Origin of the sequence: Peredibacter starrii (genome assembly GCF_034259205.1) — a bacterium.
Classification (GTDB): Bacteria; Bdellovibrionota; Bacteriovoracia; order Bacteriovoracales; family Bacteriovoracaceae; genus Peredibacter; species Peredibacter starrii.
Genome location: NZ_CP139487.1, coordinates 3,383,882 through 3,396,966 on the forward strand (window position 1 = coordinate 3,383,882; position 13,085 = coordinate 3,396,966).

The 13,085-nt window shown below is 43.3% G+C and carries 9 protein-coding genes and 1 tRNA gene; 3 read left to right on the plus strand and 7 right to left on the minus strand.

Annotated features, from left to right (window positions below; genetic code table 11):
* Positions 1-69: 69 nt before the first annotated feature.
* Positions 70-801, minus strand: a complete 732-nt coding sequence (locus tag SOO65_RS16905) for a hydroxyacylglutathione hydrolase (RefSeq protein ID WP_321393071.1) — start codon at positions 799-801, stop codon at positions 70-72.
* Between the two features lies 1 nt (position 802).
* On the opposite strand from SOO65_RS16905, the gene SOO65_RS16910 reads away from it, so the two are divergent.
* A complete protein-coding gene (locus tag SOO65_RS16910) occupies positions 803-2,053 on the plus strand; it encodes a M48 family metallopeptidase (protein ID WP_321393074.1) in 1,251 nt (416 codons plus the stop codon).
* Here the strand turns inward: SOO65_RS16910 and SOO65_RS16915 are convergent.
* Positions 2,039-2,890 (minus strand): alpha/beta fold hydrolase, encoded by an 852-nt coding sequence (locus tag SOO65_RS16915; protein ID WP_321393076.1) that lies wholly within the window; start codon positions 2,888-2,890, stop codon positions 2,039-2,041. The two genes, SOO65_RS16910 and SOO65_RS16915, sit on opposite strands and share 15 nt — an antisense overlap.
* A gap of 55 nt (positions 2,891-2,945) precedes the next feature.
* Between SOO65_RS16915 and SOO65_RS16920 the strand changes: the two genes are divergently transcribed.
* A complete protein-coding gene (locus tag SOO65_RS16920) occupies positions 2,946-3,296 on the plus strand; it encodes a hypothetical protein (protein ID WP_321393079.1) in 351 nt (116 codons plus the stop codon).
* On the opposite strand, the gene SOO65_RS16925 is transcribed toward SOO65_RS16920, so the two are convergent.
* A complete protein-coding gene (locus SOO65_RS16925) occupies positions 3,293-4,282 on the minus strand; it encodes a hypothetical protein (protein WP_321393082.1) in 990 nt (329 codons plus the stop codon). The two genes, SOO65_RS16920 and SOO65_RS16925, sit on opposite strands and share 4 nt — an antisense overlap.
* 162 nt (positions 4,283-4,444) lie before the next feature.
* On the opposite strand from SOO65_RS16925, the gene SOO65_RS16930 reads away from it, so the two are divergent.
* Positions 4,445-5,659: a hypothetical protein gene (locus SOO65_RS16930; RefSeq protein WP_321393084.1), complete on the plus strand. Its 1,215-nt coding sequence runs from the start codon at positions 4,445-4,447 to the stop codon at positions 5,657-5,659.
* Here SOO65_RS16930 and SOO65_RS16935 read toward each other — a convergent pair.
* The 4 genes from SOO65_RS16935 to lon all read right to left on the minus strand — a co-directional run bounded on the left by SOO65_RS16935 (position 5,656) and on the right by lon (position 13,074).
* The gene (locus SOO65_RS16935) at positions 5,656-6,318 is read right to left on the minus strand and encodes a response regulator transcription factor (RefSeq protein ID WP_321393087.1); all 663 of its coding nucleotides are present in this window, start codon (positions 6,316-6,318) and stop codon (positions 5,656-5,658) included. The genes SOO65_RS16930 and SOO65_RS16935 overlap by 4 nt on opposite strands.
* A 259-nt stretch (positions 6,319-6,577) precedes the next feature.
* Positions 6,578-6,653, minus strand: a tRNA-Val gene (locus SOO65_RS16940).
* 100 nt (positions 6,654-6,753) lie between these two features.
* Positions 6,754-10,512: a coiled-coil domain-containing protein gene (locus SOO65_RS16945; RefSeq protein ID WP_321393090.1), complete on the minus strand. Its 3,759-nt coding sequence runs from the start codon at positions 10,510-10,512 to the stop codon at positions 6,754-6,756.
* A gap of 153 nt (positions 10,513-10,665) precedes the next feature.
* On the minus strand, positions 10,666-13,074 hold the full coding sequence (gene lon / locus SOO65_RS16950) for an endopeptidase La (protein ID WP_321393091.1): 2,409 nt from the start codon (positions 13,072-13,074) through the stop codon (positions 10,666-10,668).
* Positions 13,075-13,085 lie beyond the last annotated feature (11 nt).

Sequence of the window (13,085 nt, forward strand, 5' to 3'; positions counted from 1 at the left end):
TAGCAGGAGCTTTTTTGGTCACTTTCTTTGCAACTTTTTTCGTAGCTTTCTTCGCCATATTCTTCCCTTTTACCATTGGTCACGCATGCTTCTTAACTTCACAAATAAATCCTTATCCGCAGACATTCCTAACTGATGTTGAATCTCAGCGGAGTCCAATCTGAAAAAAGGATTTACTTTCATTTCTTCCTCTAAGCTTACCGCAGGTAAATCTTCTGTGCTCATATTTTTTAACTCATAGATTCTGTCTTTAATGAGCTTATTCTCCGGCTCAACTGTTAAGGCGAATTCCAGATTGCGTAGACGATAATCATGTCCTGGATACAAAAGTGTATCTTTCGGAAGCTCTTTCAACATCTTGGTAGTGGTATAGAGACTTCCTACGTCCCCTCCACCACGACAATTTCCTACCCCGGAGTTAAATAAGGTATCGCCCGAGAAGAGGGCCAAAGGAGTGTTGTCCTGTTTCCACAGGAAGGCCTGATGGTCCATGGTATGGCCAGGAGTATCCAGACTCTCCAAGACAAAGTTCTCACTGAGTTTCAGCTTTTCAGCATTTTTGAGTTTACGCACTTCTGCGTTAAACGCCTCCATCAATGGCGCGTTACCTCGAATATGATCAAAGTGCTGATGGGTATTTAATATTCCCTTCAAGACGAGACCATTTTTTTTGATATAATCAATTATCGGGGCCGCTTCGAAAGGATCAATCACCCATGCATGATCGGTGTGGTTATCATGAATCAGATAACTGTAGTTTCGAAGATCATTGTAGGCGTAGAAAGTTTTAACCAGGATCATTATGGAAAACCTTTATAGTTATTATACCCAAGTTCTTTTTTTGACCTGTGTGGTAGTCAATCATCTGTTTGAAATATACCTGTCTCGCAGGCAAGTGACCACTCTTGAAAAAAGCCGTGGCGATGTGCCCAGTGAATTTCGCTCTTTTCTGACTCTGGCAGACCATCAGAAGGCCATTAGCTATGCCACAGCGAAGTTACGCTTGGGTCAAATGCGTCTCGTCTATGATTGCATCCTTCTCTTTTATTGGTTCCCGTTCAGAGGAGCAGAAAATCTCTATCGTGCTCTGCCTTTAGCGGACATGCATAAAGAAGTCGCTTTTCTAGTCAGCTTCATGCTGATCCAAGGTCTTCTTAATCTGCCTTGGACAATTTATTCGACATTTGTTCTGGAAGAGCGTTTTGGTTTTAACCGCTCTACTCCTAAACTCTTCATCACTGACAGATTAAAAGGTCTCGTACTTGCCGGTGTGATCGGTATCCCAGCAATCTACGGCATCATTTCGATCTTCATGAGTCTTGGCCAATACTGGTGGTTAATTAGCTTTATCGCTCTAACTTTATTTCAATTCACTCTGGTTTGGTTGTATCCAACAGTGATCGCTCCCCTCTTCAATAAATTTAAACCGCTGGAGGGCGAAGATCTGAAACATGGAATTGAAAATCTGGTGAACCGTGCCGGATTTAATGCCAAGGAAGTTTTTGTGATGGACGCTTCGAAGAGAAGCTCTCATGGAAATGCTTACTTCACAGGTTTTGGAAAAAATAAACGTGTGGTGTTTTTTGATACGCTTCTAAAAGATTTAAGCACCCAGGAAATTCTCGCGATTCTCGCTCACGAATTGGGTCACATGAAATTAAAACATATTCCTAAATCACTAATCACTTCTTTGGTGCTTTCATTTCTTGGTTTTTGGCTCATGGGTACACTCTCGAATGTAAATTGGTTTTATACCGGTCACTTTATTCGAATCGTCTCACCGGCCGTGTTATTTCTCCTCTTTATTGAAGTCATCCCTATATACACTTTCTGGTTTGGCCCGATCTTTTCATGGATTTCTCGTAAGCGTGAATTTGAAGCAGATGAGTATGCAGCGGGAGAAACGAAGGCCGAGGATCTAATTTCAGGTTTGCTTAAACTTTATCGTGAAAACGCCAGCCCGGTAGTGACAGATAAAATCTATTCAGGATTCTATCACTCTCACCCACCGGCACTGGAGCGTATTAAAAAACTAGAATCATTCAAAAGATAGACCCGTCAGACTCTGACGGAGAAAATTAAGATATGGCTTCTTGTACTTCTCAACCTCGTTGTGAAGTTCATGATAGCCATCATCAACAACCTTGACCTGGGCGTTCTTTTCTACTTTTTTAAAGTAAGTTGTGATCGCCTTAGGATTCACCAGCACATCGCCAGTTCCAATTGATACGTAAAGCGGACATTCTGCTCTGAGTGGACGTGAGAAAGTATCACGAGCGGTCTTCAATAGTTCGAAGAAGAGCTTGGTATGAATTTTAAGTAAGCAAAGTTCATCCTTGATATAACTCTCATACACACGACTATCATGAGAAAGCTTTTTCAAATCAAGTAGACCTTGCAGAGGCACAGTTGGAAACTTTGAAAGACTATCCAACATGAACTTCGGCGAATTCGAAAATAATGGGCCCATAAGTCCGGGAGCGGCAACCGCCGGAGAGCTTAGAAACACAGTATCCGGATAAAACTGAGGATCGGCCATGTTCTGAAGGTATGAGGCCGTGATCAATCCGCCCATTGAATGACCAAACAAAGTATAGTTAGTCATACTGAATTCTTTCTTAAGGTAGCCCACAACAGAATGAAGATCTTTTAGGAAAAATTGGAAGTCGTCCACGTAAGCACGCTTCCCACCACTCTTACCGTGACCACGAAGATCGTAAATGGCGATGTTAAAATTCTGGGAAAAGAGCTTAAGGATGAACTCATGGCGCCCTGAATGTTCGCCAAGACCGTGAGTAACGATCAACCATTTTGAGCTGCCAGTTTCACGGATGAGACATTTTAATATAGTTCCATCAAAGGAAATGATGTCTCTGTATTCATTATTCATAAAATTCCTTTATAATAATCTTAATATGTATTGCCCAGTATGCTTTCAAAACACAATGAAGATTCGCTCCAACGGAGTTATCAAGCTCGCCTTCAATGGTAAGTCGAGAAATACGTCGCTCTATACTTATAATCTCCAAAAAGAGACCCAAGAGCAACTCTTGCAGAAACTTCGAGAGAAGATCGTCGATTTCTTTAGCTTCTATTCGGAATTCAACAATAAGACCCCGATTAAAAACTTCGAGGCCTACTCAGCAGATTTCATGTGCACGAATGGCTGTAAGCTTGACATGATGAGCACCAAAGTCAGCGTGGTGGGAGTTGTGTATCCTGGACCTGTGGTCAAGGCCATGCTTCAGGAAGAAGGCAAAAAGTTTGGAATCGATATTGAAGTCAACTTCAACTAGATCTTCGCCTTAATCTTAATCTCAAATTCCAAAAAGCCCTTTAACTGAAAGTCTTTCGGTGCGTTCTTTGGATCGATATAGGCGTCGACTTTGATCGCGTTGTTTTTCATCAGCATAGGAATGAGATTCACGTCCGGAACTTTTAGATCCAAACAAACTTCATCACGACATGGATTGATTTCACCAATACCCAAAGACTCGACCTGAGAAGAATCTTCGGCAAGTTTTGTTTTGAACATCTCTTCCATGATTGGATCTTTTTTCACTTCTACTAGAATTGATTTACTCAAAGTGTGCGCACGCTTTAAGTAACGAGCGTGATTTTCTTCCAGATACTTCCTGGTCATATTCGGTTTATCAGTCTGAATAATAAAGATCTTACCCACGTTCTCATTTTGAAGTGAGGCCTTCTTTTCTTCCTGATTATATTTCAGAAGTAAAAGACCTTCCGAGTTCCTCTCCCACTCCGCCGCATGCTGGTCACGCTCCTTCTTAAAGAGCGATCTGAATGTAGAGAGTTCTTTATCGCTAAAATCATCTGTTTCAATGACTGGTTCCCACGAATCACTTTTGCGATCTAAATGAGTGGAGCTGATCTTCACAGCTACTCGACGAAGAAATTCGAAATTCTCTTTTTTCTTTTCCGCTTCAATGAAAAAGAAAATTCTCTTCACTTTAATAGAGGCCAGGTATTCGGAAGGAATCTCCGGAATAGGTTGAATTAAAGTCAGTCGCGTTTTCCCTGCACCCATTGAAGCACCAATATTCATGAGGGCACTAACGAATCCACGGAACAGTGGATTGATATCTGAAACGCTTGAGCGAAATGAAGAAATAGATTTCTCTGAAAGAGGTACCACGATCGGCACAGTCACATGCGAGCCATCCCCCAGGGTCTCAACCGCAGTATGGGTCTTAATTGTGCTCTTTTTCCCGCAACTAGCGGCAATAAGAAGAAGGCTCAGCAGTAAATAACTCTTATTCATGTGATAACCCTATGAAAAGACTTGTTTTTTAAGGAATTATAGCAAACCGTACAAAGTTTTGAGGGTGCCCTGTCAAAATTACACAGCACCATGTCAAAAGTTCACACGCACCCCGTCATCAATTAAAATCGATTCATCTAACAACGAAGTTCGGGGAATCTGATGAAGAAGCTCATTACATTGATGGCCTTTACTCTTTCTCTTACTGCCTACGGGCAGGCCTGGAAAACACTCCCGAAAGGTGTGAGGATTCTAGGTTACCGAAACGTTACCACCTCTAAAGTTAAAGAGAACTATAACCAGTTCCGTTCGGGCACTCCGCTTGGAGCTCAATTTCGTATTGATGCCGGAACGTTAAATAGCTTGGCCAATAATATTGTTATTCCGGGCCAGGACATTAACTCTGATGCCTATAACAACTTTCTCGTTGGTGAATATAAAGTAGATGCTGAAGCTCAATTCAACGTTCAGGGTCTGGGTTTTGGTTACGGAATCACTAACAACATCATGGTTTATGCTCAGATCGCTTATTACGATGCCAAAGTAAGAACAGATATTAGAAGAACAAAGAAGAACACCTACTCTCAAACTGGTGAAATTCTTCACGGCGGAAATGGCGGTCTTGCTGACGATACTCTCGCAGATAATATGAATAACCTTCCGGACGTAAACGAAGGTGTCATCCAATCCGCAATTACGAATCACTACGGTTATAAACCTATCGGTGACTGGTACGGTAAAGGCTATGACGATATGGAAACCGGTATCATGGCGAAGGTCATTGATCGCGGTGTTTGGGGACTTATGCTTTACCCAGGTGTGGTTCTTCCAACTGGTTACCAGGATGATCCGGATATCCTTCAAGACGTTGGATTTGGTGACGGACAATTCGATCTGTTTGGTGAAATGGCCACAGGTTATGTGGTGAACGATAAACTAAGTTTCGGAACAACTCTTCGTTATACATATCAGGCCCCAACAACGAAGAAACTTCGCATTCCAGAGTCACGTGACTTCACGCTTTCGCCAAATAAAGGCAGCTTTGACGTGAAATACGGTGACCGTATTAACTGGATGCTGAGCTCGACGTTCTTTATTAATGACTGGGTCTCATTCACACCGATGTACCGTTTTATGTACCAGATGCAATCACAGTACGACTCTAAGTACGTTGATGCGAATGAATTTCTGTCTTATAACTCGGATAAACAAGAACACCAGGTGCAGCTGACATCAACACTTTCTTCGATTCAGCCATTTTTGAAGAAGAAGTTTGCCCTACCGGCACAGATCAACATGAACTTAGTTAAAACTGTGACCGGTAAGAACGTACCAAACGTTAGTCGTTTTGAATTAGAGCTGAGAATGCTCTTCTAGAGAACGATTTTGTAACCAGTACCCCAAACTGTTTCGATACCGATATTGATTTTGTTCATTTTCTTACGGAGTGAGAAAATGTGCACATCAATATTTCTAGCAGTCATATCCATCTCTTTGTCGAACTGATTGATCAGCTCTTCACGAGTGCTGGCATTGGTCTGGTGCTTATAAAGGTGGTTAAAGATGATGAACTCACGTGAAGTAAGATTCACTGTCACACCGTCTTTAATGACTGAATGAGCTTCAGGGATCAGCTTAAGGCCAACATTCATCAGGTTGTCCTGAAGTGAACTTACTTTGGCATGAGCGTTACCCACTCTCACGAGAAGCTCTTCGTAGTTGAATGGTTTTGTGATGTAGTCATCAGCACCGCTCTGAAGGCCCTCAATGATTTGATCTGATTTGTTATAGGCAGACATCATAAAGATCGGAGAGATCTTGTCCTTAAGACGAATGGTGCGAATAATATCGATTCCCTTAATTCCTGGTAAATTCCAATCTACAAGGTACACGCAATGATCTGGACGTGTTTTGGCCGAAAAAAATTCCTCCGCGGATAAATACGCATTTACCGTGAACTGGTGTTTCTCGAGCAAGTAGCGTAGCGACTCCACAATTTCTTTTTCGTCTTCAATGATCACAATTGTTTTTTTCATTTCCATCCAACTATTACTTACGTGATTAATCTAAAGATCTGTCCGTGATTTCCTAATCATGGGCACATTTAGAATATAGTAAATTATCTATCAAAAATCACTGTGACAGAATGCGAAATTCACGCAAAAACCACGTCTTTACGCATATTTAGCATTAATTTTACCTTAACCTATAAAGAAATTTTTAATCAATTAATTTTGGCGTTCTAAGAATTTAAGGATGTTAAGAGATCGAAAATAATTTGGGGGGTCGGATATATGGTGGGCGTTGAGGGGATCGAACCCCCGACATCTACCTTGTAAGGGTAGCGCTCTCCCAGCTGAGCTAAACGCCCATATGTCCGTTTTGGAGACCCTATATTAAGAATTTGGATTATTTTTGTCAAACAGAAAAAGGCCTTAAGACATTATTTTTCTTAAGGCCCTCAAAATTTACTATTCCGGCTTAATTTGGAGCTCTTGTGAGTGCACTACTCTGCCCCCGTTCTTCACTGTAAGGCGCAGTTTAAGCGTCTTGCCTTTAGAGGCCTTATTCAGCTTGTACGTGAACGTTAATTTCTTTGAAGCGCCTCTGCTCAGTAGCTCTGTGACAGAAGGTTTCGCAATGAGATCAACGAACTTTGTATCGATCTCTTCAAGAGTTGCTTCGTAACCTTGATCAACACCAGCGAACTTAGGTCTGATCGTGAGGTCTACATCGTGTTTCTTCGTTACAAGAATAACAGAGATGTTCGGAGTCGAATCAAAATCAACTGAAGCATCAATTGAAGGATTCACTTTAACTTCTGTTTCTACACGGAACTTCTCTACACGATTAGCGCGGTAGTGGTTTCCTGGGTGAACGATCTCACCGGCCACAATGACTTTTGAACCAGGAACAGCACTGTCACTCACTCTAAGATTCATCACTGAAAGATCTGTATGAGAACGAGGAGCAACTGTCGTAAGAGGGGCCTCTCTTCTAGTCGTGGTTACGTTAGAGCTCATCTCTGTGACTTTCACAAGGCTGTTTCCAAGCGAGGCCTGACTACCTACGTTTTTCACCAGCATTTTAAGAGTCATGTCCGCACTTGGTGAAATGCCGTAAGTTGCATCAGTAGTTAACTTCGCTTTCTCTTTTAAAGTTAGGGCAGCATTCTGATTCAAGTGTTCTTGAACTAGATTAATTGCCTCATCTTCAACGCGAGCAGTTTCGCCTGGAATATTTGCATTGTACTGAGCATTCTCAGAGCGAGCAAAAGACTGCTGATAGATTTCTTTTTTACCAGTCGCAACTCCCACGTCCTTACCAACTGCTGTAGCTTCTTTCAGGTAGCCAGGGTATAGGCGGGCAAGTTCAGATTCAAACACAGAATTCACCTGAGCATTGAAGGTCACAGTGTAATCGCGATTGAAAGCTTCTAAGTGAGAAGCATTGTAGAGCGAAGTGTATCTAAGAACGTAAGAGCCCTTACATGCCTCTACGAAATCTTTAACGTTCTTATAAACCGCTGAACAGTCGGCCTTCTGTGAGTTTTCACCGGCAGCTGGAACAGCGTAGACGTTTTGAGCAACTGAAAGCTTCTTACGAAGATTTTGAACTTCTTTAATTTCAAGGGCAGACTGTTCAATCAAAGTATCAAGCGAAGAAACGATCTTGGCAGCATCGTTAATTTCAGCTTGAGAAAGACTTGGAATAGACTCTTCAAGGACCCTTGCCATTGATTGAATCTGAGAAATATTCTGCTCAATCATCGCGGCCACTAGGACTTTTTGAGACGTTTCATCTTCTTTCAGGCGACGCTCAAGCTCTTCTAAGTAGAACTCAGGCTTAAGTACTAAGTTGGCGTGATCTTTTGCACGACGAGCACCGGCCACTCTACCATCGGCGTCCCCTTTCTGAGCGTCCGGAGTCGATGCCATACCGATATCAAAACCAGTGGCGAAACCAGCGATCTCCCCACGAACATAACCGCGACGGAGAGCTTCCCACTTCCCTGCCGCAGAAGCGTTTTCAGAAGCAAGTTTATTGGCCTTGGTTTTAGCATCAATACTTCCGGCCTTCTGACCATCGATCGCACCAATTTGCGCCTTCTCTTCACCAAGCTTTTGCGACTGAGCAAGGTAGTTTTGATAAAGGGCAAGACGGTTTTGGTATTGAGTATTTGCTTCGTCTGCATTTTTCTGAGCAGTGTTGCGTGCTGTTTCCGCTGCCACAACTTTTGGAGTCACGACTTTTAGATCATTACGTAACTTAGGCAGTTCAGTCGCAATCGTGGCAATGTCCTGATCGTTGATTTTAATTTCTTCTGTTGCTCCAGCAACATCTCTCTCGGCATTGCTCTTCTGATTCCGAAGGGACTCTAACTTACGAAGAGAATCCTGGTTGTAGCGTGCAAGAGCATCGCGATTACGAACTTCTTCATTAAGTTGATTACGAAGTTGTGCAATCAGGCGGTCTGATTGATTAAGATCCTGGCTTACGACATCAAGAGCTGCCTGGGCACTGCCAAGTTCTCTCTCGATTGTGATACGGTCCTGGCGAATACGGGCAAGAAGACGTTGCTCACGATCAATTTCACTACGTTTTTGTGCCACCACTTGATCCATCTGACGAGCTTCCTGTTCGTTACGACGAAGGTTTTGGGGAAGTTCGTTAATCGCCTTTTCCATCTCAGCGATTCGTTGATTGAGTTTATTTGTTTCAGCGTCCAGACGCTGAATCTCACCTTTAAGAGTATTAGCAAGAGCTGATAGTGCCACTTCCTGCTGAGAAAGCTGCGCCACTTTTTGTGCTGATGGGGCCTTCTGTGCCTCAAGAGCATTGACTTCAGACTCCAGGGCCGCAATTTGTTGTGCCAGACCTGAATTGGCCTGAGAGCGCTCAGCAATGACAAGGTCATTATTCGCAATCGTTGCCCGAGCGGCATTGATTTCAGCTTGAAGAGCAGTGTTCGTGCTTTGGATATTTGAGATCTGAGTATTAAGAGAATTGATCTCCGCTTGCTTAGGAGCAATTGAGGCATTCAGCTGCTCAGTTTCTTTCGCCAGACGGTTAATTTCGTTACGCTGGCCTTGGACTGAAGCATATGTGCGTTCAATCTCACCACGAAGACGAGCAACCTCACCTTGGTTACCAGCTCTCTGGGCCTCAATAAGGCGCTTATTTAAGGCCTCAATTTGCTGCATAGTTGGAGCCACCTGAGCTTCCAAAGAGGCCTTAGCGGCGTTATTTGACTGAATTTTAGCGGTCACTGAAGATGTCTCTGCTACCAGGGCATCACGACGAGCGATTTTAGTGGCAGCGTCTGAGCTATTAATACGGGCCTGATTCTGAGCGATCTTCTGGTTAAGAGCATTGTTCTCTGCCTGAAGCTTTGCAATCTCAGGAGAAAGGCGACCTAGTTCAGCTCTTAGGACATTTAACTGGGCCTTTTTAGGATTAAGAGCGGCATCGATTTGGGCCAGCTTCCCTTGTTCAGCTGAAAGCTCAGTTCTGATTCCTGGAAGTCTTGATTCAGCATCGGCCAGTTGAGTGCGCTTAATCGCTAGAGTTGAATTATTTTGATTAACGCTATTTCTGACTTGTACAACTTCATTCTTAAAGCGTTCAGCATCTTTTGTTAATTGAACGCGTTCACGATCGAGGTCTTGTCTCTTTTGAGCGGCTGCATTCATTTCATTCGTGAGACGATTTAAAACACCCACTGACTGGTTCTCTTCACGAATCTCATTTTGGAGACGAGCGTTGATACGTGCCACATCTGAGGCAATTTGATTTCTACGAGCAAGGATGGTTTGGTTACGAGCACCTTCATCACCAAGATCGCGCTGGAGACGGGCGATCATGGCATCAATCTGTCGAAGGTCTTCAGCGATCTTAGAGAGAACACCTTCAAGACCAGCAATGTCCATATTCAAGCGCTCTAATTCTGATTTCTTCTGAGCAATGAGATTTCTTAGTTCCTCATTACGTTGAGGTAGACCTACCTGATCTCTTTCCATCTCTCCGATGGTTTTTTCGATCTCGGCCTTCTGGGAAGCAAGCTTCTCGTATTCAGCAATTTTCTGATTAAGGACCTGATCTAGATTCTGGTACACCTTCAAATACTGAGGGTGGTTAATCTCGTCTGGAAGACTTTGAGCAAAAGCTTGTCCAGAGAGGATCATCGAAGCAATCAAAGACGCCTTAACCGCAAATGCCGTGGTTTTCATTTTTTTCTCCGTGTAAATGAAATCTGGAGAATGATATATGATTTCGGGAATTTGCTGGGGCGCCGGTGTAAAGATTACAAGTTTAGGATAAAGGGCTGATTTAAAATGAAAAAGGCCCGGTATTTCTACCGGGCCCCATGGAGATGACTAATTTTAGTTAGCAACTTCTAGGTTCGCTTCACCATCAAGAACCTTAAGCGCACGCGCTTTCATGAACTCTTCAGGTTTAGTTAAGTTCAGAGCTACACGAAGAACTTCTTCGGCCTCTGAAACTGGGCGAATCTCGATGCCCTCTTTGATTTCATCAGGGATCTTCACGATATCTTTCTCGTTCTTCTTAGGAATGATCACAGTTGTGATACCTGCTTGTTTAGCAGCAAGGATCTTCTCCTTTAGACCACCGATTGGAAGAACACGACCGCGAAGTGAAATCTCACCAGTCATTGCTACGTCCTGACGAACAGGGATGTTAGCAATAGCTGAAGTAAGGGCCGTCGCCATCGTAATACCAGCTGATGGACCGTCCTTCGGAGTAGCTCCATCTGGTACGTGGATGTGGATATCATTCTTCGAGTACCACTCGTGATCTACACCAAGACGGTTAGAGATCGAGCGAACATATGAAAGGGCCGCCGAAGCTGATTCTCTCATTACGTCTTTAAGGTTACCCGTTACCTGAATCTTACCGTTACCTGGAACAGTCACAACTTCGATATTAAGAAGTTCACCACCTACTGACGTCCAAGCAAGACCGTTCACTAGACCAACCTGAGGCTGCTCTTCGATTCCAGTTCTGTCGAACTTGATAGGTCCAAGATATTTATCAAGGTTCTTCTCAGTGATTGAGAATTTACGACCCTCTTTGATATCTTCAGTAACAACTTCTGTTGCAACTTTACGAGCGATTGTATTCATTAAGCGCTCAAGCTCACGAACACCCGCTTCTTTTGTATAACCACGAACAACTGTTGAGAAAATCTTATCAGTTAGTGTCACTGGGTAGTTTTTAAGACCGTGAGACTCAACCGCTTTCGGAAGAAGGTACTTCTTCGCAATCTGCATTTTCTCATCAGGTGTATAACCCGCGATATGGATGATTTCCATACGGTCACGAAGTGGACCAGGGATAGCACCTAGATCGTTGGCAGTCATAATGAACATAACTTTTGAAAGGTCATATTCACACTCAATATAATGGTCACCGAAAGTCTTGTTCTGACCTGGGTCTAGAACCTCAAGCATCGCTGCTCCTGGGTCACCACGGAAGTCAGAAGACATTTTATCGATCTCATCCAACAGGATCACTGGGTTCGATGTTCCCGCTTTTTTAAGAGCGTGAATGATCTTACCTGGCATTGCACCTACGTATGTACGACGGTGACCGCGGATCTCAGCTTCATCACGTACGCCACCAAGAGAGATACGTACGAATTTACGGCCAAGAGATTCAGCAAGTGATTTTGCAATCGATGTTTTACCTACACCCGGAGGACCTGCAAGACACAGAAGTGTTCCGCGAGTATCGTCCTTAACAAGAGCGCGTACAGCAAGGTATTCAACGATACGCTCTTTAACATCATTTAGTCCGTAGTGATCAGCATCGAGAATTTCTTTTGCTTTTGCTACAGAGTTATCGTCCTGAGTGTACTCGTCCCAAGGAAGAGAAATCATCCAGTCGATATAGTTACGTACCACTGCTGCTTCAGCAGACATTGGTGACATAGACTTAAGTTTACGAAGTTCTTTGTTCGCCTTCTCGCGAGCGTCTTCAGGCATTTTCTTAGCGCGAAGTTTTTCTTCCATCTCTGCAACGTCAGACTTCTCGTCTTTGTTACCAAGTTCTTTCTGAATGGCATTCATCTGCTCGTTCAGGTAGTACTCTTTTTGAGATTTTTCCATCTGTGTTTTCACACGAGAACGGATGCGCTTCTCAACGTTGATGATTTCGATTTCACCCTGCATCTTCTCAAGAAGAAGTTGTAGACGTGTATCAACGTTAACTGCATTTAGAATGTCTTGCTTCTCAGGGATCTTCATCGTCAAGTGAGCAACAATAATGTCGGCCAGACGAGAAGGATCTGTGATCGAAGAGATGCTCATAAGAAGTTCAGGAGGAATTCTCTTATTAAGCTTCACGTATTGTTCGAAGATGTTCTTCACAGATCTCATTGAAGCTTCAACTTCAACGTCTGATTCGATGACGTCCGCACACTTCTCTACTTCAGAGTAGTAACCATCGTTTTCACAACGGAAGCTCTTAATACGAGCGCGGTATTTACCTTCGATTAAAACTTTTACTGTATTGTCCGGTAGACGAAGCATCTGAATGATACTTACCACCGTACCGATATCGTAAACGTCTTCTCTTTCTGGATTTAAAACTGAGGCATCTTTCTGTGTAACAAGGAAGAGCTCATTGCCGTTCTTAGCTGCTTTCTCTAGCGCCGAAATTGATTTCTCTCGGCCTACGAAAAGTGGCACTACCATGTGAGGGAAAATGATCACATCACGTAGTGGAAGGAGAGGAAAGTTATTAACAGCTTCAGACTTCTTATCGGACATAGCACCTCCTG

Excerpts from the sequence above, each read along its gene's own strand:
- SOO65_RS16905 (WP_321393071.1), bottom strand. The coding sequence starts at position 801 with ATGATCCTGGTTAAAACTTTCTACGCCTACAATGATCTTCGAAACTAC.
- SOO65_RS16910 (WP_321393074.1), top strand. The coding sequence starts at position 803 with ATGGAAAACCTTTATAGTTATTATACCCAAGTTCTTTTTTTGACCTGT.
- SOO65_RS16915 (WP_321393076.1), bottom strand. The coding sequence starts at position 2,890 with ATGAATAATGAATACAGAGACATCATTTCCTTTGATGGAACTATATTA.
- SOO65_RS16920 (WP_321393079.1), top strand. The coding sequence starts at position 2,946 with ATGAAGATTCGCTCCAACGGAGTTATCAAGCTCGCCTTCAATGGTAAG.
- SOO65_RS16925 (WP_321393082.1), bottom strand. The coding sequence starts at position 4,282 with ATGAATAAGAGTTATTTACTGCTGAGCCTTCTTCTTATTGCCGCTAGT.
- SOO65_RS16930 (WP_321393084.1), top strand. The coding sequence starts at position 4,445 with ATGAAGAAGCTCATTACATTGATGGCCTTTACTCTTTCTCTTACTGCC.
- SOO65_RS16935 (WP_321393087.1), bottom strand. The coding sequence starts at position 6,318 with ATGAAAAAAACAATTGTGATCATTGAAGACGAAAAAGAAATTGTGGAG.
- SOO65_RS16945 (WP_321393090.1), bottom strand. The coding sequence starts at position 10,512 with ATGAAAACCACGGCATTTGCGGTTAAGGCGTCTTTGATTGCTTCGATG.
- lon (WP_321393091.1), bottom strand. The coding sequence starts at position 13,074 with ATGTCCGATAAGAAGTCTGAAGCTGTTAATAACTTTCCTCTCCTTCCA.